This is a genomic window from Herbaspirillum rhizosphaerae (genome assembly GCF_046025915.1).
Taxonomy (GTDB): Bacteria; Pseudomonadota; Gammaproteobacteria; order Burkholderiales; family Burkholderiaceae_D; genus Herbaspirillum; species Herbaspirillum rhizosphaerae_A.
Genome location: NZ_JAQQFR010000009.1, coordinates 62,782 through 86,831, shown reverse-complemented (window position 1 = coordinate 86,831; position 24,050 = coordinate 62,782). Strand labels below are relative to the sequence as shown.

Genomic DNA, 24,050 nt, shown 5'->3' with positions numbered 1-24,050 from the left:
GGAGAACCTCTTTTTGTATGGGTTAGCCGGAGACAACCGGCAAAAACATCGAAATGTCGCTGCAAAAAATCATTTCGTCCCTATCCTCTATACAATCTCCATGCCAGATGAAAAATCCTTTACAATCAGCTGCTTAGAAATTTGACGAGTCAAATTGACCTGAGTCAAATCGACACGAAAAGAGTAAAAATGACTCCAAAGCTCTTGCTGGACGCGCTGATTCCCCTCATGGCCGACTTGTCGCGCGAGATGCACGACAGTGAACGCTATCGCCGCTTGCTCGACACCTTGCGCATGCTGTTTCCGTGTGACGCCGCGGCCTTGTTGCGGCTTGATGGCGAAGTGCTCGTGCCGCTGGCCATCAACGGCTTGAGCAGTGACACCCTTGGCCGGCGTTTTCGCGTGAGCGAACACCCTCGGTTTCGGATCCTCTTATCGAACGTGCCGCCGACGCGCTTTCCGGCGAACTCATCGTTGCCGGATCCTTATGACGGATTGGTCGAAGCCCATTCCGGCGAACTGCATGTGCACGATTGCATGGGGTGCCAGATCACCATGAATGGTCGGCCCTGGGGATTGCTCACGCTTGATGCGTTGGGAGCAGGGCGTTTCGACTCGGTCGATACGGCGTCTTTGCAAGCCTTCGCCAGTCTGGCTGCGGCAACTGTCAATGTCGCCGAACGGATTCACGATCTGGCAGAGACCAGCGAGCAGGAGCGCCAACGCGCCGAAGCCTATCGGCTGGCCGCAAACCAGAGCCGGCGCGAGCTGATCGGCCAGAGTCCGGCACACAAGAAAATGATGAAGGAAATCCGCCTGGCCGGGCCGAGCAACATGACCGTGCTGATCACCGGAGAAACCGGCGTCGGGAAAGAGCTGGTCGCCAATGCCATCCACGCCGCTTCGCCGCGTGCGCGCAAACCCATCATCAGTCTCAATTGCGCCGCCTTGCCGGAAACCCTGGTGGAGAGCGAGTTGTTCGGTCACGTGCGTGGTGCGTTTTCCGGCGCCGTCAGCGATCGGCGCGGAAAATTCGAGCTGGCCGACGGCGGCACCTTGTTTCTCGATGAAGTCGGCGAGCTGTCGCTGGCGGTGCAAGCCAAGCTGCTGCGCGTGCTGCAGAGCGGACAGATCCAGCGAGTGGGATCGGATGAGGAGCATAAGGTCGATGTGCGAGTCATTGCCGCGACCAATCGCAATCTGGAAGAAGAGGTGCGGCAAGGGCGTTACCGATCCGACTTTTACCACCGGTTAAGCGTCTATCCATTGCTGGCGCCGCCGTTGCGCGAACGTGGGCACGATATTCTGTTGATCAGCGGATTTTTCCTGGAAGAAAACCGTTTCCGGCTGGGTTTGCTGAGCTTGCGCCTGGCCACTGACGCGCAGGAGGTGTTGCTTGGTTATCGCTGGCCGGGCAATGTGCGTGAACTGGAGCATGTCATCGCGCGCACTGCGCTCAAAGCGCTGGCAAAGCAGCCGGAACGTCCCCGCATCCTGACGCTGGCGGCAGAAGATTTTGATCTGGTCAATGAGGTCAAGCCCCTGATCTCGGAGCAGGAAGAACAGATCCAGTCTGAGCTGGATCTGCAAAACGGCAGCAGCCTGCGTGATGCCGTCAGCGCCTACGAACGTCGTCTGATCAGCGCCAGCCTGGCGCGCAATGGTGGCAATGTCGCTTCCACCGCCCGCGAGCTGGGTATTGACCGCGCCAACCTCAACCGCATGGCAAAACGCCTGGGGCTGAAGTAGCGCAGCTTACAGTCTTAAAACTGCTCCCATGAGCCGCCGTCATCGTGAGCCGGTGCTTCGCTGGTCAGGGACTTCTTTGGCGCCGTTGCCGGTACGGCGGATTTGACGCTGGTCCTGGCGGGCAGGGCGGCCGCCTTGGGTGTGATATTCATTGTGCGCTTCAGGGGCGCAGCCGCATGTACCTGTGTGCTGGGTTGGGACAAGGCATTGCGATCCAGCTTGAACACGCTGACCGTCTGCGACAGGTTGCTGGCCTGCTCCTGCAAGGACTGGGCCGCGGCAGCAGCTTCTTCCACCAGCGCGGCATTTTGTTGCGTCACCTCATCCATCTGCGTAATGGCGCGGTTGATTTCATCGAGGCCGACACTTTGTTCCTGGCTGGCAGCCGTAATTTCTCCGACGATATCGGTCACGCGTTTGACGCTGCTCACTACCTCATCCATGGTCGTACCGGCTTGCTCCACCAGCCTGCTGCCGACGTCGACCTTGGCGACAGAGTCATCGATCAAGGTCTTGATCTCCTTCGCAGCAGCGGAAGAACGCTGCGCCAGACTACGCACTTCGGAGGCGACGACCGCAAAACCACGGCCTTGTTCTCCGGCGCGAGCCGCTTCCACTGCCGCGTTCAGCGCCAGGATGTTGGTCTGGAAGGCGATACCGTCAATCACGCTGATGATGTCGACAATCTTGCGCGAAGACTCGTTGATCGAACCCATGGTGTTGACCACCTGACCGACGACATTGCCGCCCTGAACCGCCACTTCCGAGGCAGATACGGCAAGTTGGTTGGCCTGGCGCGCGTTGTCGGCATTCTGTTTGACGGTCGACGTCAGTTCTTCCATGGCCGAGGCGGTTTCTTCCAGCGAGCCGGCCTGTTGCTCGGTGCGCGACGACAAGTCCATGTTGCCGCTGGCGATTTCGCTTGATGCCGTCGAGATTGTGTCGGTGCCGGTGCGGACGCTACTGACAATACGCAGCAAATTGTCGTTCATCAGCTTCAGCGCCCCCAGCAATTGTCCGGTTTCGTCATTGCTGTTCTGCCGGATGTCCGCAGTCAGGTCGCCGTCGGCAACCTGGCGGGCTACCTTGACGGCTTCGCCCAGCGGCTGCGAAATAAGACGTGCAACCCAGATCGCCAGCGCCAGCGCAAGTGTCACGCAGACCACCAGCATGCCGATGATCCACATGCGTGAGCTGGCGTAGGTGTCGTCGGCGGTTTTGCTGGAGACTTCCGAGCCGTTATCATTGACCTCGACCAGTTTGTCGATCATATCGATCATCTGGCGATAGTTTTTGGTTGAGTCTCCCTTGAGCAAGGTGCGAGCTTCTTCGTTCTTGTTCTGACGGGACAGGGCGATGATCTTCGGATGCTCGCCGACAAAAATATCGATGGCCTTTGATACCTCTGGAAACGCTGCACGTTCGGCCGGTTCGGTCATCTGACCTTCATATTTCTTGCGCAAGGCAAGCAAGGTCTCGATCTGTTTGTTGACGGACTGCTCTATCTCGTCGAATTCCTTGGGTTCGGATGCAAGGATATGCTGCTGCTCAAAGCTGCGGACGCGGGCGGCGGTAAACTTGAGTTGGGCCAGTGTGCGTATGGATGGTAACCAGTTGGTTGCGATATCGCTCGAGGCTGTATTGACTTTGTCGAGCTGGACAATGGCGAAGATGCCCAGACCAATAACAAGCACAATAATCGACAAAAAAGTCGAGATCAGTTTGGTAGCGATTTTTAAGTTATAAAACCATTTCATGGTTGTCTCCTCGCTGTGTGAATCGCAGTTTTTCATCACATTCCTGCAGGAATGCACTTTTCTAGAATTGCATAGAAATTAACTTTATTCAAACAAATACGAATATTTTTTATGTATTTTTAGTTAATTTGCATCTTGTAATTCCGTACTGATTTGCAGGTGGCATAGCAGTTGCTTCACATCAATGAAGCGTTATTCAAAAACACGAGAAAAGGATCAATGTCATGCAACAAGCATCAGATTTTCCGGCGCAAGGTTTGAGCCCGACACAGGATCAGATTCGCCGCCATTTGCATCGATCCAACGAGGTCGCCAAGCGCGCGGTGAGTATCGGTCACCATCCTTTCGGCGCAATCCTGGTCGGTCCCGATCAGGAGACTGTGCTGGTGGAGCAATGCAACGTGGATACGGTCAATCACGCCGAGTCCGTGTTGGCGCGCACTGCGGCGTTGAACTACTCGCCTGAGTTTCTCTGGAGCTGCACCTTATACACCTCGGTTGAGCCGTGCTGCATGTGTGCCGGTACGGCGTACTGGGCCAATATCGGACGGGTGGTGTATGGGATGACCGAGCGCCAGTTGCTCGACGTAACAGGTGCCCACAAGGAGAATCCGACCATGAGCGTGGATTCGCGCTACGTGTTTGACCATTGCCAGAAACCGGTCGAGCTGATCGGCCCGATGCCGGACATGGTCGATGAGATCGTGGAGTTGCAGCGCAGCTTCTGGGCTTCTCGCTAAAACGGATGGATCCGGAACTTAAGCCAGCGTGATCTCGATGCCTTGCGCTTGATAAGGTGCGATCAGTTCGGGATCCGTATCGCGATTGACAACGATACGGCCGACTTCGTCCAGGGGGACAATTTCGAACGGTGAAGTCGTTTCCAGCTTGTCGGGGGAAGCCAGCACGATGGTTTCGGCGGCAGCCCGGCTGAAGGCGCGCTTGATTGCGGCTTCTTCAAAATCCAGCGAAGTGATGCCGGTACGCGGATGCAGACTGCATACGCCCATGAAATATTGATCAGCGCGCACTTTGGCGATTTCTCCAATGGTGCTGCTGCCCATGGCCACTACCGAATGCTTGAACAGCTTGCCGCCGATGATGATGACGTCGATGTAGGCGTGCGTTGACAATTCCACTGCGATCGACGGACTGTGCGTGACCACGGTCGCATGCAGATCAGGCGCGAGATGACGCGCCAGTTGGACACAAGTCGTGCCGCCGTCAATGAATACGACCTGACCAGGCTGCACCAATGCCGCAGCAGCACGGCCGATGTCAGCCTTGGCACCGGGTTCGATGCCTTGACGGTTGGCGAACATCACCATCGGTGGCGTGATCGGCAACGCGCCACCATGCACGCGCCGCAATAAACCTTCCTTCGCCAGCTCACGTAAATCCCGTCGGATGGTGTCTTCGGACACCTCCAGTTGCTCGCTTACGGGCTTGGCGACAATGCGGCCGTCGCGACTCAGCAGATCAAGCAGATGTTTTTTTCGTTGGCTGGTCAGCATGCATTTCCAGGTGAATTCAATTGGAGCAAGGAGTGGCAGTGTACAAGAATACGTGCATAAACGTGCAAGTTCGTGAATTAACTGGATAATTATTGCACGAATATTCTTGATGTTTCACGATATTGCATGATAATTTAAATAAAGGAGGCATATTCCCGCACACGGCAACGCCTGCATTCACGTATTCACTGCACAGGAGCAAACAGATGGAAAACGAGCGCGTCCGCATCCGCAATGTCGAGGTCTTGTCTGACGATTGGTATTTGCTGAAGAAAACCACCTTCGACTATCGCCGCGCCGACGGCGTCTGGCAGACCCTCAATCGCGAGACTTACGATCGTGGCAACGGCGCGACCATCCTGCTGTACAACCTGCAAAAGCGGTCGGTGATCCTGATCCGGCAATTCCGTTTTCCGACATATCGCGACGGCCATGACGGATTTTTGGTCGAAACGCCGGCCGGCTTGCTGGACAATGCCAGTCCCGAGCAGCGCATTCGTGAGGAGGTTGCGGAGGAAACCGGTTATCGCGTGGGTGAGGTGCGCAAGGTGTTCGAAGTGTTCATGAGTCCAGGCTCAGTGACTGAGAAGCTTCACTTTTTTGTCGGCGAATATGCCGGTGATGACCGTGCAGGCGAGGGCGGCGGCAATGTTGCGGAAGGCGAGGATATCGAAGTGATGGAGGTGCCGATTCAGCAGGCGCTGATGATGATTGCCGAGGGCGAGATCGCCGACGGTAAAACCATCATGTTGCTGCAATACGCGCAATTGCATCTGTTCGGCGCGGGACCGAACTAATCAATCACTCACAATCCATCAGTAAACTCGGGCAACGCGCCACTGTCGCCAGATGTGGCGCGTAACAACGATCACGGGTACGCCCAAGCCGATCCAGCACAGCCAGTCCCAGATACCGTCGCCGAAAATGCCTGCTGCCAACCCGCCCAACGACAAGACGCCGAGCAAGATCGGCATGCCCCAGGTTCCCTTCATGTTCTTTCTCCGTTAAATTCCAATGATGCTGATTCAACTGGTGTGGCCGCATTCGCAGAAGCGCCGCGCCGATGGCGCTTGAGCCAGACCACGAAGCCGGTTACGGTCGCGCCCGCCGTCATGATAGTCAATAAGGCCCACAGGATCTGCAGAGGTCGTCCGGCATAGTTGCCAAAGTGGAATGGGCCTGACAACAACAGTACCTGTAAATACCACGGCATGCCGCGTACTGCCGATACATCGGCGTTCTGCGCATCGACCATGGCGATGGTGAAGACGCGTTTTTCCAGTTCGGTATGCCCGCGCAAGACGACGCCGTAGTGGCGGCCGGTCGAGTATTCCGTGCCTGGATAAAACACGTAGGCGATGTCTTTGCCGGGGACGGCGGTTTTTGCTGCGTCGATCGCCTTGTCCACGGCCACCAGATGCGATGGTGCAGGGCCGGGCAGGGTATCAATCAACTGTTTCAGCTCAGTCTTTTGCCACAAGCCCAGGATCAGCGGCGAGAACGATAGAAACGTGCCGGTGAGTCCTACCACCAGCGCCCATACCATCACGACGATGCCAAACAGGTTGTGAAAATCGGCATTCACAACGCGTGTCGTCTTACCAAAACGTAGCAAGCCGAAGGCCAGTTTGCGCATGAAGGGGGCATACAAGATCAGCCCACTGACAAGACTCAATACGAAGATCACACCTATCACGCCCATGAACAATTGCCCGGGCAAGCCGAGGAACAAATTGATATGCAGCTTGAGGATAAAGCCGCTGACGGTTTCGCCCGGCACCGTATTGTTGCGCTCACCCGTGGCGCCGTTGAACTGTACGCTTTTGCCGACGGCCAGCTTGGGGTCTCCTGGTGGGCCGACGCGAACATTGACGAAATTTTCATCACCGAAAAAAATCGATTTTGCGGCTTGCCCGGCGTGCATTGCCTGCGCCACATCGATCAACGATTGCACCGTTGGTTTGGCTTTTTCAGTGGCTTGCGACAGCGCCGGTTCAGGGTGTCCCTGACCGAGCAGATCATCGATGTCGTCGTGAAAAATCAGCAGCAGGCCGGTCAGGCACAGCACCAGCAGATTGAGGGTGCAAATCAGGCTGGTCCAGCGATGGATGGCATACCAGGTCCGCAGGGTGGACGCTTTCATAGTGGCTTCCCTAGTCTTTCTTATTTGATGAAAACTGTCCGGCACCGCCCTTGCTGCGGTGTGGTGGTCTCCGGGACATGGATGACGGCGTTCAAGGCGTTCAGGTTCGATTCGCGTCGGGCGACATGGCTGCCGAGTCGGAAGACATCGGGCGCTGGCTTTGCCGGGGAGAATTATAAATGAAAATAATTCGCATCGACGTCAAAAAGAATTGCGCAAAGGAAAATAGATTAAATCGAAGGAGATGTCGATGGATTGCGGATTGAAGAGCGACGTAGCCGCAGAGTTTTATTTATGGCAATTGCTATTACGGTAAGAAAATAACTAAAAATGGCCGGTAAGTGGCTCTGGTGGCGGATCTTTACACGCGGAGGGATTGTGTCGTCAGCTTCATGTGAATTAAAATGATAAGCATTATTATTTGATTGTCTTTGTTATTTAAAGTCGCCAACGTGGCCCAATCCGCGCTTCAGCACGATATGCATACTATGCACAACCTCTACAGCAGCCATCATGGCTGGTTGTATGGCTGGCTGCGCAAAAAGCTGGGCTGCGCGCACAATGCGGCGGATGTGACGCAGGACACTTTTTTGCGGATCATCGCATCGCGCGATGCCTTGATCGGTATGCAAGAACCGCGCGCCTATCTCACCACCACGGCAAAACGCCTGATGCTGGATCGCGCGCGCCGGCAATTGATCGAACAAGCCTATCTCTCTGAACTCGCCTTGGCTGCGGAGACCATCACCAGCTATCCCGATCCGGAAGAAATTCTGCTGGCAGTGGAAGCGTTGGAGCAGATCAGTAACGCGTTGCTGAAGGTGTCCGATAATGCGCGCAATGCTTTCCTGCTGCACTACCTTGACGGTCAGACGCATGCAGAAGTCGCGGCGCAATTGGGTGTGTCCACCCGCATGGTGCAGAAGTATCTGGTCCAGGCGCTGGTCAAATGTCAGTTGGCACAACCATGACGCTGCATTCTGCTGCAGGAACTGCGTGCGCAACGCATGCGCCGGATTCTTCTTCCGCAAGCACGGACAGCATCACCGAGCAAGCCGCGCAATGGATCGTCCAACTGAGTGCAGATGATGCCGGTGAGCGCGAAGCCGCACAGCGCGGCTTTGAGGTTTGGAAGAAAGCCGATGCACGCCACGCCGCCATGGCGGAACGGCTGCTGGACTTCATCGGTAAAGTCCGGCATATGCGTGGCAACGGCAATGACGGCGGCAACAACAGCAACAGCAAAGCGCGGCCTGCACGTGCGGCGCTGAATGCTGTTTTCGCCAGCCGTACTCAAAAAGACGTCCAATGTACAACTGGAACGCGCCGCAGCCGCGCCAAACGCGTTACGTCAGCATTGTTCTTTGCACTTTGCGTCTCGGTTCCGGCTTGGGTCGTTACCAAGATATATCCACCCCATTACCTGATGGCTGACATGCGCAGCGCCACCGGCAAGTGGGAGACCCGCGTCCTCGAAGACGGTACGCGTATCACACTCAACAGTGCCAGTGCGGTGAATCTGCACTACGACGCCAAACGACGCGCTCTGGAATTGGTACAAGGTGAAATCCTGATCGATGTCGCCAAAGATCCGGGCAGGCCGTTTGTCGTGGAAACAGATCAAGGCAGCATCCGCGCGCTTGGCACGCGCTTTGTCGTCAGCCGTGAGGCCGATGCAACAATCCTGAGCATGCTGGAGTCGCGCGTGGAAGTCCGTTCGGCGAAGCATGCCGCAGAAGAGGAACCGACGATCGTCAGCGCCGGCCAGCGCATACGAATGACTGCTGAAGGCATCGGCACTATCGAACAGATCGATGCCCGCAGCGTCGCCGACGCCTGGAAATTCCATCAGTTGGTGGTGCAGGGGCAAAGTCTCCCGGACGTCCTCGACGCTTTGGATCGATATCGACCTGGCGCGATCAGCTACGACCGCGCCGCCCTGGAAGGCATCAAGGTTTCGGCTGTTTTGCCGCTGGATGACACCGGGCGTGCCTTGCAATTGCTCGGCAACAGCTTTCCGGCGTTGCGCATCCGCATGCTGTCGCCGTATCTGGTGCGGGTGGATGCAACACATACAGCGGTGCAGCCTTGATCTGCGCCAAGGCCAGGAAGCACTCCATGCGGCAAAAATATTTTCAGAAACCGGTTCCGCTTTTTGTTTGTCGTGCGTCAAGGGAGTATGACCAACGAAAAGAGAGTCTCCATCATGCAGTCCCGACGTTTCACGCATTCCGCTTCGACCGCATCTGCATCTACCTCCAGACTGAATTTGAAGCCACTGGCATTTGCCGTCCGGCTGGCGCTGTCCGCCGCCTTGATGAGCAGCATCGGCAGCCAAGCCTATGCACAGGTAGCCGCGCAGACGGTCTCTTACGATATTCCCGCCGGCCCGCTGGGCGAGGCACTGAACCGTTATGCCCAGCAATCGGGTATTTCCATCGCGATCGATGCGAACAAAGTGCAGGGCAAGCGCACGCAAGGACTGCAAGGTACTTACAGCGTGGACGATGGCTTTCGCGTGTTGTTGCGCGATACGGGATTCGACATGCGCAAGACTGACGTCGGGTATGTGCTCGTCGCGCCCATCCAGCAGGACAGCCGTAGCAGTGCAAGCACCTTGCCCGCAGTAAGCGTCACGGCAGCCGCCGACAACACGCTGCACTTGAATGAACGCGTCACCAGTGGGGCGCTCGGCACCCGTTCGCAACTGGATACGCCGTTTTCGATGGCGGTGATCAAGTCCGAAGATCTGGCCGAGCGCCAGGTGACCAAGCTGGGCGACGTCTTTGCCCTCGACGCCTCGGTCACCGATAACAGCGGCGGCTATAGCAGTTGGGCCAGCTACGTCACCGTGCGCGGCCTGGCGCTGGATTGGCAGAATGCGTACCGTATCGACGGCAAGCCTTTTCTGACCTACGCCATCACCTTGCCCTACGAGCATTTCGAGCAAATCGAGTTGCTGAAGGGATCTTCCGGCTACATGTACGGCTTCGGCTCGCCAGGCGGCCTGATCAATTACGTCACCAAACGCCCGACTGAAGAACCAGTGCGCAGCATCGAAGTCGGCTACAAGTCCAACAACATCTGGAGCGAGCACGTTGATCTGGGCGGACGTTTCGGCAACGACAAGATGTTTGGCTATCGTCTGAACGCGACACACGAGCAGGGCCAGACCTTCAACGACGGTCACATCACGCGCGATTCCGTTTCGCTGGCGCTGGATGCGCGCCTGACGCGCGATCTGATCTGGGATTTTCAGGCCTTCTACCAGAACCGCAATTCTGAGAACCAGACGCCGTCTATCTATGCTGGTAGCTACACGCTGTCGCAATTGCCGCGCGTACCCAGCAGCGACGACCAGAAGTTGCTGGGGCAAGGTCAGCATCTGAACACCAACTTCCAGATGGTTTCCACCGGGTTGAACTACGTGATCAATCCGGACTGGAAGGCCAGCGTCTACTACAGCCACAGCACTTCCAAGCGCAGCCGCAACGAATCCTCGCTGTACCTGAGCAATCTGGCCGGCGACTACGCTAACGACTATCGCTCGGATACGCGTGAAGGCCATACCTTCGACCAATGGCAAGCCATGGTTGAGGGCAAGGCGAAAACCGGTTTCATTGATCATCAACTGGTGTTCGGCGCTTCCTGGCAAAAGCAGGTCAACGACTACAGCGTCGCGAGCTTCTATCAATCGCTGGGCAGCGGTAATCTGTATCAGCAAAATCCGAACAACTATTACAGCGCAACCTACCTGAACACGTATCACGCGGGCGATATCACGCAGCAGGCGCTGTTTGCCAGCGACACGCTGAAGTTCTCCGATCAATGGTCGCTGCTGGCCGGCGCCCGTTATACCAACTTCGAGCAAAACAGCTACAGTGCCCTCGGCACACGCACCGCGCAGTACAAGAAAGACGGCGTGATCACGCCGACCGTGGCGCTGATGTTCAAACCGGAGCCGGGTACGACGATCTACACCAGCTACGTTGAATCGCTGGAGCAGGGCGGCGCACCGACTATCACCAACTCCAACTACGGCACCACGCTCAATCCGCTGACCAGCAAGCAATACGAGTTCGGCGTCAAAACCGATCAACAGCGCTGGAGCGCCACGGCGGCCTTGTTCCGCATCGAGCGCGCGTCGGAATACACCAATACGACGACCCAGGCACTGGTACAAGACGGCCGGTCCACCTATCAAGGGTTGGAATTGGGGGCGGCGACCAAGCTGGGACACGACTGGCAGGTATCGAGCAATCTGATGTTTCTCGATACCAAATACAGCAAAGGACTCACTTATAATGGCAACCGTGTTGCCGGTGCGCCTGACTTTGTCGCCGCCGGTCAGGTGACGTACCAGGTGCCTCAGCTGAGTGGCCTGAAGCTCTCGGCAGATACCAAGTACACCGGTACAACCATGCTGCGCGCCGCCAACGATATTAAATTGGCCGGCTATACGCTGTTTAATGTGGGCGCCAATTACACGACCCGCATCGGAAAATACGATACGACTTTCCGCGCGGCGATCAACAATCTGACGGACAAGCATTACTGGGAATACCAGTATGAAAACTGGATCAAACCTGGCGATCCACGCACCTTCAGTCTGAGTGCCAAAGTGGATTTCTGATTGCTTTGCATCCGGTCTGAGTTGGTCTGAATAGCTCGACATGAGCTGAACCTGCCGGCGGTCTTGTCCCAACTCGGACAAGACCGCCTTGGCGTTTTTTTTGAAGTGACTTTATGCGTGCAGTTCTTGTCCTTTTACATCGTTGGTTCGGCCTTGGCGTCGCGGTGTTCCTGTTCATTTCAGGCGCTACCGGCGCGATCATTTCCTGGGATCATGAACTTGACGCGATGCTCAATCCGACGCTGTTTCATGCCAATAGTGCAGAGCAAGGCATTGTCGGCACCCCAAAGCCGGGCCTCGAACTGGCCAATATTGTCGAAGCAAAAGAACCTAAGCTGCGCGTTACCTATGTCCTGACCGAGAGTGAACCCGGCCATACCATCCCCATGATGATCGAGCCACGTCTTGATCCCGCAACGGGCAAGCCGTACACGCTCGATTACAACCAGATCGCTGTTGATCCGATTACCGCCGAGATCCAGGGGCGTCGCATGTGGGGCGCCATCTCGGTCAGCCGCGAGAACCTGCTGCCTTTTCTCTACAAACTGCACTACACCATGCACCTGCCCGACGTCGGCGGCATCGAAACCGGTATCTGGCTCATGGGCATCATCGGTATCGTCTGGGCACTGGATTGCTTTATCGCACTGTGGCTGTCTTTCCCTAACTGGAAGAGCTGGCGCAAATCTTTCGCTTTCCGCTGGAAAGACGGTGGCCACAAGCTCAACTTCGACCTGCATCGTTCCGGCGGCGTCTGGGTGTGGGGCTTGCTGCTGGTACTGGCAGTGACCTCAGTCTCAATGAATCTCAACCTGCAGGTCATGCAGCCGATCATCAAAGTGTTCTCCACCGTCACGCCGACCGCATTCGACACACGTACCCCGGTCGCACCGGAGAAGGTCGTGGAGCCGAAGATCACGCGTGAGCGCGTTGTTCAACTGGCCACCGAAGAAGGACGGCGCCGCGGCTTTGACGTGCCGGCCGGCGGCGTATTCTATTCATCGATGTTTGGCCTGTATGGCGTCGGCTTCTTCGTCCCCGGCAATGATCACGGCGACGTTGGTTTGGGTAATGCCTGGCTCTATTTTGATTCTGCTACGGGCAAGCCGGAAGGCGCGCGCGTCCCGGGCACCGGCAGTGCAGGCGATCTGTTTATCCAGGCGCAATTCCCATTGCATTCCGGCCGTATTCTGGGCCTGCCGGGTCGCATCTTCATCTCCTTCATGGGTGCGCTGGTTGCCATGCTCAGCGTCACAGGCGTGATCATCTGGTTCCGCAAACGCCAGGCGCGCGTACGCCAGAAGATCAAGGCAAAAGAGCTGGAAGAGGCTTCGGGAAGCAATACATCCGGCATCAAACCGGCTGCCGCCAAGACTGGTAACGGCGTGGAGGGCAGGGAAAGCGCTTCATTGTCATAAACACACTGCAAGCTGAAGCAAAAAGAGCCGCATCAACTTGGTTGAGCGGCTCTTTTTGCTTGCGCAGTCGATTCTCATGAGAACGTTTTCATCTAGCGCACAGGTAGATTGCGGGTCGTCCAATACGACACCGCATCGGTAACCGTATCCATCAGCGTGCGCGCATCGGTAGACTTCACCAGATACCCGTTGGCGCCCAGTTCGTAACTCTTGCGGATGTCTTCGCGATCGGTCGAGGTGGAAAACATCACTACCGGGATATGCGACGTCGCCTTGTTGCCCTTCAACATGCGCAGCAGATCATGTCCGCTCAGGCGCGGCATATGCAGATCCAGCAGGATAAGGAAAGGGTGCAGATCGCGCCGCGCCGTGTATTCATGGCGAAACAGCACATCGGAAGCATCCTCGGCATCGCTGAACCATTCCCACTTTTCGGTGAGTTTCTTACGCAGAATCGCGTACTTGGTCAGTTCAGCCACTTCCGAGCTGTCGTCCACCAGCAGGATGTCGGATTGTTGCATGCTCGTCACCTTCACAAAGATTGGGTCTCAATGGAGGCTCACCTTGTGGGGAGCCCATGAACACACCGACAACGGAATACGGTCCGAACATTGCGTTTCGCTTACCGAGTGTTCATGAGTTCATTTTGGCACGCTCGTACAGAAAGAATATCGGGGGATTCCTTAATAAATACTAATCGGTAGGTTTTTATCAAAAAAGCAAGCAAGTCCTAGGTGATTTCATCCGTCCAGACCTTGAATTTGCTCAAGGTATTAGGGCCGAAAGTGTTGTTGAGTGCCACATCGGCGGCATCGCGGCCGCGGGCAATCAATACTCTACCGATGCGCGGCGTATTGTTGCGGGCGTCAAAGGTGTGCCAGCTGCCGTCCAGAAAGACCTCAAACCACGCCGCAAAATCCATCGTGCCATGCGGCGGCGGTGTGCCGATATCGCCCAGATAGCCGGTGCAATAGCGCGCCGGAATATTCATGCAGCGGCAAAAAGCGACTGCCAGATGGGCGTAGTCGCGGCAGACGCCGACTTTTTCCTGAAACGCTTCCAGTGCCGTGCGCGTCATGCGCGCGTTTTCATAGCCGAAAGTAATGTGCTGATGGACGTAGTCGCAGATCGCCTGCACCCGTCCCCAGCCGGTGGGCGTATGTTCAAAGAGCTGCCAGGCGGTTTCCGACAGGCGGTCGGTTTCGCAGTAGCGGCTGCCCAGCAAGAACAACAACGGCTCTTCCGGCAGGTCTTGTACGGCGAGCTGCCGCGCCTGCGGCGAGAGCACATCGGGAATGCCGCTGTCGTTGACGATGGCATCGGCAGAGATGCGCATGCGACCTTGCGGGGCGACGATGCGCGTACACCAATTGCCGAAGCTGTCGCGGTAAGCCGTTCTCGGCACCGGCGGATCGAACATCAGATCGTCGCGGCTCACCAGATCCGATACCCGCGTGAAGTGGACATTCAGATTGAAGATCATGGGCGTGGGCTTCGGGCAATCGTAGATCATTTCAAAACCGATATGGATTTTCATGGCGGGTTCCGGTGTTCAATCTATTGCAAAGGCGACTGCAAAACGCAGGGCGCAACTACAACGGCTGAGGTTGAAAAACTGAAAGAAGGCAAAGATTCTGCGGCTGGAAACGCATGGGACACTTATTTTGCATACTGCGCACATGCCGTGCGCAAGCTATCCGGCAGCAAGGCGCCCAGCGCCGTCCACTGCGCCGCATCTGCCTGCACGATATGCTGATTAACCTCCAGCTCGATCCCGATATACGCAGACGGCGAGAAGTGGGTGCGCAAGTAAGCAGTCAAACCATCCCCTTTGCCTGCATAAGGATAATTACGGCGCACGCGCAGTGCCGGTGCGGCTGCGGCCAACGTCGATTGCCACTGTGCGCACAGTTTCACTTCACCATCCCGACCGGGGTGATAGAGCAAACCAACATCGGCGCTGCGTACTTTGCCGTCCAGTTCAGGCGTAAAACTGTGTGAAGAGATGTGAATGACGCGCTTCCCCGCAGAGACGGCTTGCCTGACCAGCGCTTCGACCTTCGTACGATAAGGGCGATAGTAGTGCGCCAGAATTTCCTCACGTATCGCCGGTGATAAACGGCGTGTTGTCGTCGAAAAAAGACGCGGATGACCGATAGAACGATTGAGGTCGACCAGCAAACGGCTCACAGTGGCAGTCACAAGCGCACCGTCGAAGGCCGTCGCCAGCTTTTGCGCCATCAGCAACGCACCCGCATCGTAGCCACGGTGAGAGTCAAGCAAAGCCCGCTCGTCGCGAAACAGGGCATCGTAAGGCGCGGGAATAAGATTGCCCCCGTGTTCACAGGTAATGATGAAAGAATAAATCGAGAGCCCTTCACACGAGATGTTCAGATACATGCCGGAACATCGCAACTACACTGTGCCGGTCGGAAGGGTAAGAGATTTGCAGTGTTGCAAAAGCGGGGAATGCGGTGATGCTGACAGCTATCGACATACAGTAACACGTATGTGATGACGCTATGTTCTCGGGGCGTAGGAAAGCGTGCAATGACCGGTAGGAAGTCCTTCACAAAACGGGGCATCGCCATCGAACCAGCAAGGGCCCGTTTGGGATTATTCCAACATTGCGTCCAAACCTTCAGTCAATTCCTTTAATGCCGGCATGGCACGATCAGCCCGATCCTTGGCATGCGCCACCAATGCCGGCATCCAGCTGGCATCGACACCCAGTTTCTTGGCAACCGCAGTCGGGTAACTTGCTACGATTTCGTCATCGCTGAGTTCCAGTACTTCGGCCCGGGCACGCCAGGCACCGAGGTGAACCCAGGCGGCGGATTTGCTGAACGTGCTTGGCGAAAGCGGATCAGGGACGTCTTGCAGGGCGGTGCTCAGGTTTTCCGGGAAATTCCAGATCTTCGCCAGTTCGGCCGAGACTTCAGCATAGTGAAAGCTGAGTTTTTCTTTTTCCAATGCGGCGCGACCGGCATCGAGGACATTCAATTGCTTGTCCAGCGGCGCCATCTCTGCCGGTGCGACGGCATGCATCTGCAACTGGCCGATACCGTGCATCATGCCCAGTGTGAATACGGCATCGCCGTTGTCGCCACCCTTGTGCGCCAGCCAGCGACTCGCGCAGGCGGTGTAGAGGTTGTAGCGCCAGAACTGCTGCAAATCCATACCCTTGGTGTTCTTGAAAGCGGCGACCATGCCGTTGCCCAGCACCAGGTTGCGCACCATCACGAAGCCGAGCATGCGCAGTGCGTCGTCGACAGTGCCGACGGTGCGAGATACATGGAAGTAGGCGGAATTGGCCAGGCGCAATAATTTGGCGCTCAAGGCCGGATCGCTGGCGATGAGATGGGCGATCTCCGTGGCGGAGATGTCTTCCGAATTGAAGCTCTCAATGAGCTGCTGTACGACTTTGGGGACAGTGGGCAGCTTGTTGGGCTGATCGACCAGACTCTTCAGTTCCATGCGGTGTTCCCCTTTTTGCCAACTTTGCATCAAATCGGTAACTACGACTTCACAAATTTTGCGTACACTCAATTCAAAGAATTGCGGTTTTATTGTCGCAGAGATCAGAGAATTTAATCTCATCTTTCTCGGTATGATGTTCCTGATCGTTGTATAAATCGTCACACCACCATCTAAGGAGTGGATCCATGGCAACGCGTAAGAAACCTGGGCAAACCGAGGAAACCGCGCCGCAAGCCGCTTCTGCTTCCGTTTTTCCGCAACTGGGCGACGTCAATGCCTATCTGACGGACGCCATGCAGCGTACGTATCTTTTCCTCGATACCTTGCTTGATCGCGGCAACAACTATCTGGAACATCTCGACCAGGGCACGCCGCCGCTGCTGAAGTTTGAGCACGAGGTGGTCATGGATGGCCATGATCTGCCCAATCCCTGCAATTACGCCTTGCTGCGTTTGCAGCCGCCTGCCAACATGCCGGTCAAGGCGGATGCGCGTCCGGTAATGGTGGTCGATCCGCGCGCCGGACATGGTCCGGGCATCGGCGGTTTCAAGTTCGATTCGGAAGTGGGCATGGCCATGCGCGCCGGGCACACGGTGTATTTTGTGACCTTCCGCCCCGAGCCGGAAGATGGTCAGACGCTGCTGACCGTCATGGATACCGAAGCGCTGTTCCTCGAAGAAGTCATCAAGCGTCATCCGCAATGCACCGCCAAACCGGTGGTCATCGGCAATTGCCAGGCCGGCTGGGCGATGATGGCCCTGAATGCGCGCCGTCCGGACTTGTTTGGGCCGCTGATGATTGTGGGTGCGCCGGTGTCCTACTGGGCGGGCAGCTCGACACTCAACCCGATGCGCTACAGCGGTGCGTCGCTGGGCGGTTCCTGGTTGGCATCGATGACCAGCGACATGGGCGCAGACCGTTTTGACGGTGCTCATCTGGTCGAGAATTTCGAGAAACTCAATCCTGCCAACACGCTGTGGAGCAAGTATTACAACCTCTGGTCCAACGTTGACACAGAAGCCGAACGCTTCCTTGAGTTCGAACGCTGGTGGGGCGGCTATTTCCGTATGACCGGTAGTGAAATCGAATCCATCGTCGAGAACCTGTTCGTCGGCAACAAGCTCGCGCGCGGCACCATGATGGCCGGCGACAAGGCGATCAACCTGCGCGACATTACCTCGCCGATCGTGGTCTTCGCCTCCTGGGGCGACAACATCACACCGCCGCCGCAAGCGCTGAACTGGATCATCGATGCCTGGGGCGACGAACGCGCGATTGCCGCTGCGGGTCGCACCATCATCTATGTGCTGCACGAAAGCGTCGGCCATCTGGGCATCTTCGTTGGCGGCTCGATTGCGCTGAAGGAACACGATCAGCTGGTGACCTCGCTGGACGTCATCGAAAGCTTGCCGCCCGGCCTGTACGAGATGAAGCTGGAAGCCAAGGCTGGGAAAGAAGAACAACGTTGGGACGAGTTGGAGCCGGGCGATTACACCGTGCACTACCAGCATCGCACCATGGAAGACATACGCAAGATCAATCCGGAAGGCCGCGAGGAAGAGGCGATGTTCTCCACCATCGCGCAATGGTCGGAGTTCAACGCCAACCTCTACAAGACCTACGTTCGTCCTTGGGTGAAGATGACCGCGACGCGAGAAATCGCCAACACCATGGTCAAGCTCAGCCCCTTGCGTATGCAGCGGCAGATGTTTTCCGACAGTTTCTTCATGGCGCCGTTCATCCGACAAAAGGCTGCAGAAGCACGCGCCAATCGCGTCACGGTCGACAACGATCATCCGCTCAAGCAGTTCGAAAAGAAGATGGCGGAACAGATCACTGATGAGCTCAATGCCTATCGTGACCGCCGCGATGCGCGCACAGTCAAGACGACTCGTCAGGTGTTCGGCCCTGAAGGCCTTGGCGCCTGGCTCAAGCCGCAAGAACCGGATGCAGACGTGGCGCATGCACGCGCCTTGCGTGAGTTGGAAAGCTATCGTGAATCCGCGTTGGCCCACATTGCCGAAGGCGGGTTCGCCGAAGCGGTTTGCCGCATTGTGGTCGCCGGGATGATATCCATCGGCGCCTTTGAACGTCGTAGTCTGCGTCTGGCGCGTCTGCTGGCGCAGTTGCCGAGCATGCACTCCAGCGTTTCTGCCAAGACCAATTGGGTGCAGTTGTTGAAAGAGCAGGCGCGCATTACTGCCGTGGCGCCGATTGAAGCCTTGAATGCACTGGAACAATTACTGCCCGATACCGCGACCCGTGAACGTGCGTTGGCGGTGTCGGCAGCGGTGATGATGATCGAGCCGACGCTGGCGAATCCACGTTCGGAAATTATCGAGTTCCTGATCGATACGCTGGGTGTCGACCCGCAACGCGTGATCGGTCTGGCGCGCAAGCTGACCGACGCATTGGAGAAGCCTGAGCCGAAGGTGGCGAAGGTGGCTGCAAAACCAGCTGCAAAAGTCGTGGCTAAGGTAGTAACCAAGACGGCGGCCAAACCTCCGGTCAAGAAGCCTGCAGCAGTGACGGCAAAAGCAAAACCGGCAACAGTAAAAAAAGCTGCCGCCAAGCCCCGTACAGCAAAGAGCAAGGCGACAGCAAAGGCGGCTTAGGCCTTCGATTGCGAGGCCTGTTCGCGTATGGGACGAACAAGCCCTAAGCCGCTTCCACAACTACTCTTAAAGGGGTACTTGTCGGACGGCCCTTGAAATCCGTCCAGCACAAACGATCGAAGTCATACAGCTTGCAGCGCCGCGCCGTATCGAAATACCAGCGCCAGGAAAACTGTTGGATCACGATGCGGCCCGGCAGCATGGTTTCCAGCATTTTTTGCGCCTTCTTCAGGCGATACAGCGGCACGCTCATGTCGACGTGATGTGCGGTGTGTTCCATGATGTGATGCAAGGCTGAGCCAATCCCGTGACGGAAGGTCAGATGTACCGTCGTCGAGACGAAAGGCTGTGCCGCCGCCCATTCCGATTTATCCTTGTACCAGGCAACGTCGGCGTGCGTGTGATGCACGTAGACGACGAAACCGATCATGGCTTTCCAGAACAGTACCGGCACTACGAAAGCCGTCAGCAGTAATGTCCAGAACGACTGACCGCTTGCCTGTGACGCCCATCCTAGTCCGGCTATCCAGACCGCCGCCGCTGCGCTGACCAGCACGCCATCCCAGATAAACTCGGCGCGTCGCGTCGGCATTTGTTTGCGCGACGGGAAGTACATCTTCTTCCACCACATATCCACCGTGTAATACAGCCACGGCGCCCAGCCGCTGCGATAGAGGCGTTCCAGCTTCTGACGCCAGCGCGGCAGCGCCTGAAACTCCTGGAGAGAATGCGGCTGCCAGACGAAGTCAAAACCTTTCAGATTGGTGTAGCCGTGATGCACGACGTTATGGCCGACCGCCCACAGACTGTAGGGTGTCAGCGACGGCATGAAGACAAGACGGCCAAGCCAGGTGTTGAGGCGGCGATTGGAAGTGAAGCTCTGGTGGCACGCGTCATGGCCGAGGATGAACAGACGGCCGATAATGAAGCCGGTCAGCATGCCCAGCAGCACCTTGGCGATCAGATTGGATACCCATACCGTCGCCGTCAGCGACAAGCCGAACAGGCAGAAATCCAGCAGCACCAACGCGATGGCAAGTGGTGTGCTGCGTGCGACGATGGGTTCCAGCCAAGAGCGGATGATTTTCCGATGTGGCATGGGGCCATGAGGGGAAACGGGAGTAAGCGGCGTCAATTTGGAAACAAGATGCGGCATGAGACAAAACCTTAAAACGTTGTTGTGGTGTTGTTCTAGCGAGTTGCAAGATGGCGCCACCGGATTCAGGTGGCGCGCATATGACTACTCAAGCGTTTCGCTCAGAAACGGTAGCCAACACCAACACCGATCAGCCACGGATCAATCTTCACCGTGCTCAGCTTGCTGCCGTCGGCCGCCAGCACATCGCTGCGGATCTGTACTTTCTTCACGTCAAAGTTGATCAGCCAATGGCTATCCAGCTTGAAATCCACACCGGCCTGCAGAGCACCGCCGATGCTGTGATTCTCCAGACGCGCACCGCCGTTGAGCAGATTGACGTCGGAAATGCGCGTGTAGTTGATACCGGCACCGACATAGGGGCTGATGGGCGAAGAGGGCGTGAAGTGATATTGCGCCAGCAGCGTCGGCGGCAGGTGCTTGAAGCTGCCGATGGTATTGCCGTCGAGCTTGACGTCATGTTTTTGCGGATACGTCAGGATCAGTTCCGCCGCCCAGTTGGGCGTAAAGAAATAGCTGATGTCGACTTCAGGAATGGTCTTGGAGCTGACGCTCAGGCGATCCGATGCACCGACGCCACCAACCGGATCGGATTTGTTTTCCGGGCTGATATTGACGGCGCGCACACGCACCAGCCAAGGGCTTTCCTGTGCTGCAGCAAAGGATGAGGCAGTCATGGCGCCGGCAAGCGCCAACAGCATTGCGATCTTTTTCATGATAATTTCCCCGCGCTTTCTCTCGATGAAGGCGCCTTGTTGTGAATAAAGTTTGCGATTGAAGTTTGCAATGCAGCGAAATGTACGCGTGATGCCGGACAGGGGATTTGATGTCGATCAAAAAATAAAAAGAAGCGCTTTGCAATGCAGCAAACAATTCTGCTGAAAACCACATCCGGCGGCTATTACTGCCCGATTCGCCCACGTTTGACCGCCTTTTGATATAGGTCAAGATCGTGGACAGAGGAGGTCTTTAGACTTGCCGTGATCGGGCCGCTTGCCGTGTTACTTCGATACGGCAACCCAGCAGTACCTAACATTTCGCGGTCGCCTCTGGAGCTAAAAACATGGTGGTATCCGCAATGCCGATGGTCGCTGAACCATCTGTCGAATTCGACGCGCAAATGGTGCGCAAGCTGAGCCAGTCCGGGCCAAGATATACGTCTTATCCGACTGCTGACCGCTTTAGCGAGGACTTCGGCTATCGCGACTATCTGCAGGCGGTGGCGGGCATGCGTACGCGCGGCAGCCGTAATCCCTTGTCGCTCTACGTCCACATCCCGTTCTGCGAAAACATCTGCTACTACTGCGCCTGCAACAAGATCATCACCAAGAATCGCGACAAGGCGGCGACCTATCTGAGCTATCTCAAGCACGAGATTGAAATGCAGGGCAGGTTGTTCGACGGCATGAATCAGGTCGAACAATTACATCTGGGCGGTGGCACGCCAACCTATATCTCTGACGCCCAAATGGCGGATCTGATGACGCATCTGCAGCGCTGGTTCCGCTTTGCCGACGATGAAACGGGTGAGTATTCCATCGAGGTTGATCCGCGTACCGTATCTGCCGAACGCGTCGTCAGCCTGCGAAAGCAAGGTTTCAACCGGCTCAGTCTGGGCGTACAGGATTTCGATACGGTCGTCCAAAGGGCCGTCAATCGGCTTCAGCCGGAAACCATGACGCTGGATATCATCCGCGCGGCACGCGAGGCCCACTATCGTTCAATCAGCATTGATCTGATTTATGGCCTGCCGGGCCAAAATGTCATCAGCATGGCGCAGACGCTGAACAAGGTCATTCGCGCGGAACCTGACCGGATTTCTCTCTACAACTACGCGCATCTGCCGCATGTTTTCAAGCCGCAGCGTCGCATCGACGTACAAGAGTTGCCAAGCGCTGAAGCGCGGCTGGACATGTTGGCATTGGCTATCCGGCGCCTGACTGATGCCGGTTATGTCTACATCGGTATGGACCATTTTGCGCTGCCGGATGACGATCTCGCGATCGCCCAGCAGCAGGGACGTTTGCACCGCAACTTCCAGGGCTATTCCACACACGCGGAGTCCGACATGGTGGCCTGCGGTGTGTCAGCAATCAGCTCTGTCGCATCAACCTACAGCCAGAACGTGAAGACGCTGGAGGAGTACTACGATGCCATCGACAAGAACGAGCTGCCCATCGTGCGTGGCATCCGCCTCAACATGGACGACGTACTGCGCCGGCTGATCATTCAGCGGCTGATGTGCAATTTTGAGTTGTCGATCGCGTCCATCGAGACGGCGTACCCGATCACGTTTGGCGATTATTTCGAGAGTGAACTAGAAAACCTGCGTCGCCTGGAGCGGGACGGTCTGGTGATCATCGACGATGAATGGATCACCGTGACGATCAAGGGACGCCTGCTGATCCGCAATATCTGCATGGTGTTTGACCGCCACTTGCAGAACGCGCTGCTGCAGCAGACTCAGCCGCAACGCTATTCAAGCACTATCTGATGCTGTGCAGGATCTTTCTATTGCTGTCATCCCAGCGAAAGCTGGGATCCCGTGTCGTGACCATGCTTGATACGACGCCGGATTCTGACTTTCGTCAGGCCGACGGTGATTTATTCACGGCCAACTGAACCGGGCCTAGGTCATGGGGCAGGTTTCAGCGCCGGCCGCAAGCGCCTTGAGTCGCTCCGGATCCAGCAGTTCAATCTCGCGTTTGTCGACGCCGAGCCAGCCCAGCTTGCGAAAACGCGATACCAGGCGACTGATGCTCTCTATCGTCAGACCGAGATAGTTGCCGATATCTTCGCGCGACATGCGCAGCTGGAAGCTGGTCGACGAATAACCGCGCGCCGCATAACGCGAAGACAGATTGACGAGGAAGGCCGCAAAGCGTTGCTCCGCGCGCATATTGCCGAGCAAGAGCATGGCATTTTGCTCGCGTGTGATTTCCTGGCTCATGATGCGATGAAAGTGCCGCAATAGCGTCGGGATCACGCCGAACAACTCTTCCAGCCGATGAAACGGAATCTCGCATACCTCGCTGTCCTCCAGCGCGGCGACGTTGCAGTGATGCTTGTCGGAGCTGATGGCGTCCATGCCCATCAGCTCGCCCGCCATTTGAAAACCGGTGATCTGCTGTTCGCCTGCCGGATTGAGCTGATAGGTTTTGAAATGGCCGAGGCGGATGGCGTACAGACTGCTGAACGGGTCATCCATGCGATATAAGCTCTCGCCCCGGGCGACACGGCGACGCCGTCCGATGATCTGGTCGAGACGGTCCATGTCGGCATTGTCGAGTCCCATCGGCAAACACAGCTGATGCATGCTGCAGTTGGCACAGCTGGTTTTCATGGGTTGGAGACTGGCGGATCGCTGAATCACTTGAGGATTGCTCATGGCATGGAGGCGTGTGGACGCGTGAACGTGCCGAACGTACGGACGCGCACACAGATAATTGTTTTATCCAATATAGCGCAGGCAGAAGGTCTATTGGCGATATGGGCAAGGGTATCTGGCCGGTCTTTGATCTGGATCAAAAGATGGCCTTTCATCGCGTCCAACTTTGTTCTTTGAGGTGTTTTTTGAACCAGAGC

The 24,050-nt window shown here is 56.5% G+C and carries 20 protein-coding genes; 9 read left to right on the top strand and 11 right to left on the bottom strand.

Annotated elements, in window-relative coordinates; translation table 11 throughout:
• The first annotated feature begins 189 nt into the window (after window positions 1-189).
• A complete protein-coding gene (gene norR, locus PQR63_RS14630; protein ID WP_408168694.1) occupies window positions 190-1,749 on the top strand; it encodes a nitric oxide reductase transcriptional regulator NorR in 1,560 nt (519 codons plus the stop codon).
• Between the two features lie 14 nt (window positions 1,750-1,763).
• Here the strand turns inward: norR and PQR63_RS14625 are convergent, their stop codons facing one another.
• Window positions 1,764-3,506 (bottom strand): methyl-accepting chemotaxis protein, encoded by a 1,743-nt coding sequence (locus tag PQR63_RS14625; RefSeq protein WP_408168692.1) that lies wholly within the window; start codon window positions 3,504-3,506, stop codon window positions 1,764-1,766.
• 224 nt (window positions 3,507-3,730) lie between these two features.
• On the opposite strand from PQR63_RS14625, the gene PQR63_RS14620 reads away from it, so the two are divergent.
• Window positions 3,731-4,246: a nucleoside deaminase gene (locus tag PQR63_RS14620; protein ID WP_408168690.1), complete on the top strand. Its 516-nt coding sequence runs from the start codon at window positions 3,731-3,733 to the stop codon at window positions 4,244-4,246.
• Window positions 4,247-4,264: 18 nt separating this feature from the next.
• On the opposite strand, the gene PQR63_RS14615 is transcribed toward PQR63_RS14620, so the two are convergent.
• Complete coding sequence (locus PQR63_RS14615) at window positions 4,265-5,020, bottom strand: DeoR/GlpR family DNA-binding transcription regulator (protein ID WP_408168689.1); 756 nt, start codon at window positions 5,018-5,020, stop codon at window positions 4,265-4,267.
• A 206-nt stretch (window positions 5,021-5,226) separates the two neighbouring features.
• Here PQR63_RS14615 and PQR63_RS14610 point away from each other — a divergent pair, with 206 nt between their 5' ends.
• Window positions 5,227-5,817, top strand: coding sequence for an NUDIX domain-containing protein (locus PQR63_RS14610; protein ID WP_408168687.1), 591 nt, complete (start codon window positions 5,227-5,229; stop codon window positions 5,815-5,817).
• 18 nt (window positions 5,818-5,835) lie between these two features.
• Here PQR63_RS14610 and PQR63_RS14605 read toward each other — a convergent pair whose 3' ends face one another.
• Complete coding sequence (locus tag PQR63_RS14605; RefSeq protein ID WP_408168686.1) at window positions 5,836-6,012, bottom strand: hypothetical protein; 177 nt, start codon at window positions 6,010-6,012, stop codon at window positions 5,836-5,838.
• The gene (locus tag PQR63_RS14600) at window positions 6,009-7,163 is read right to left on the bottom strand and encodes a PepSY-associated TM helix domain-containing protein (protein WP_408168684.1); all 1,155 of its coding nucleotides are present in this window, start codon (window positions 7,161-7,163) and stop codon (window positions 6,009-6,011) included. Before PQR63_RS14600 ends, PQR63_RS14605 begins: the two co-directional genes overlap by 4 nt.
• Window positions 7,164-7,651: 488 nt before the next feature.
• Between PQR63_RS14600 and PQR63_RS14595 the strand changes: the two genes are divergently transcribed.
• The 4 genes from PQR63_RS14595 (at window position 7,652) to PQR63_RS14580 (ending at window position 13,214) form a co-directional block, all read left to right on the top strand.
• A complete protein-coding gene (locus tag PQR63_RS14595; RefSeq protein ID WP_408168888.1) occupies window positions 7,652-8,134 on the top strand; it encodes a sigma-70 family RNA polymerase sigma factor in 483 nt (160 codons plus the stop codon).
• A complete protein-coding gene (locus PQR63_RS14590) occupies window positions 8,113-9,255 on the top strand; it encodes a FecR family protein (protein ID WP_408168683.1) in 1,143 nt (380 codons plus the stop codon). The genes PQR63_RS14595 and PQR63_RS14590 overlap by 22 nt, the downstream gene beginning before the upstream one ends.
• Window positions 9,256-9,369: 114 nt before the next feature.
• Entirely contained in the window at window positions 9,370-11,796 is a 2,427-nt protein-coding gene (locus PQR63_RS14585; protein ID WP_408168682.1) for a TonB-dependent siderophore receptor, read from the top strand.
• Window positions 11,797-11,909: 113 nt separating this feature from the next.
• Window positions 11,910-13,214, top strand: coding sequence for a PepSY-associated TM helix domain-containing protein (locus PQR63_RS14580; protein WP_408168681.1), 1,305 nt, complete (start codon window positions 11,910-11,912; stop codon window positions 13,212-13,214).
• A gap of 92 nt (window positions 13,215-13,306) precedes the next feature.
• On the opposite strand, the gene PQR63_RS14575 is transcribed toward PQR63_RS14580, so the two are convergent.
• The 4 genes from PQR63_RS14575 to PQR63_RS14560 all read right to left on the bottom strand — a co-directional run bounded on the left by PQR63_RS14575 (window position 13,307) and on the right by PQR63_RS14560 (window position 16,691).
• Window positions 13,307-13,735 carry a response regulator gene (locus tag PQR63_RS14575; protein ID WP_408168679.1) on the bottom strand — a complete coding sequence of 143 codons (429 nt, stop codon included), beginning with the start codon at window positions 13,733-13,735 and terminating at the stop codon, window positions 13,307-13,309.
• A gap of 209 nt (window positions 13,736-13,944) precedes the next feature.
• The gene (locus tag PQR63_RS14570) at window positions 13,945-14,751 is read right to left on the bottom strand and encodes a transglutaminase-like domain-containing protein (RefSeq protein ID WP_408168678.1); all 807 of its coding nucleotides are present in this window, start codon (window positions 14,749-14,751) and stop codon (window positions 13,945-13,947) included.
• A 122-nt stretch (window positions 14,752-14,873) separates the two neighbouring features.
• Window positions 14,874-15,614, bottom strand: a complete 741-nt coding sequence (locus PQR63_RS14565; protein WP_408168676.1) for an N-formylglutamate amidohydrolase — start codon at window positions 15,612-15,614, stop codon at window positions 14,874-14,876.
• Between the two features lie 216 nt (window positions 15,615-15,830).
• A complete protein-coding gene (locus PQR63_RS14560) occupies window positions 15,831-16,691 on the bottom strand; it encodes an HDOD domain-containing protein (protein ID WP_408168675.1) in 861 nt (286 codons plus the stop codon).
• A 188-nt stretch (window positions 16,692-16,879) separates the two neighbouring features.
• Between PQR63_RS14560 and PQR63_RS14555 the strand changes: the two genes are divergently transcribed.
• On the top strand, window positions 16,880-19,309 hold the full coding sequence (locus tag PQR63_RS14555; RefSeq protein ID WP_408168673.1) for a DUF3141 domain-containing protein: 2,430 nt from the start codon (window positions 16,880-16,882) through the stop codon (window positions 19,307-19,309).
• Window positions 19,310-19,352: 43 nt separating this feature from the next.
• On the opposite strand, the gene PQR63_RS14550 is transcribed toward PQR63_RS14555, so the two are convergent.
• Both PQR63_RS14550 and PQR63_RS14545 read right to left on the bottom strand, forming a co-directional pair.
• Window positions 19,353-20,408 carry a fatty acid desaturase gene (locus PQR63_RS14550; RefSeq protein WP_408168671.1) on the bottom strand — a complete coding sequence of 352 codons (1,056 nt, stop codon included), beginning with the start codon at window positions 20,406-20,408 and terminating at the stop codon, window positions 19,353-19,355.
• Between the two features lie 158 nt (window positions 20,409-20,566).
• Entirely contained in the window at window positions 20,567-21,181 is a 615-nt protein-coding gene (locus PQR63_RS14545; RefSeq protein WP_408168670.1) for an OmpW/AlkL family protein, read from the bottom strand.
• 347 nt (window positions 21,182-21,528) lie between these two features.
• Between PQR63_RS14545 and hemN the strand changes: the two genes are divergently transcribed.
• On the top strand, window positions 21,529-22,959 hold the full coding sequence (gene hemN / locus PQR63_RS14540; protein ID WP_408168668.1) for an oxygen-independent coproporphyrinogen III oxidase: 1,431 nt from the start codon (window positions 21,529-21,531) through the stop codon (window positions 22,957-22,959).
• A 135-nt stretch (window positions 22,960-23,094) separates the two neighbouring features.
• Here the strand turns inward: hemN and fnr are convergent, their stop codons facing one another.
• Complete coding sequence (gene fnr, locus PQR63_RS14535; protein ID WP_408168666.1) at window positions 23,095-23,853, bottom strand: fumarate/nitrate reduction transcriptional regulator Fnr; 759 nt, start codon at window positions 23,851-23,853, stop codon at window positions 23,095-23,097.
• Window positions 23,854-24,050 lie beyond the last annotated feature (197 nt).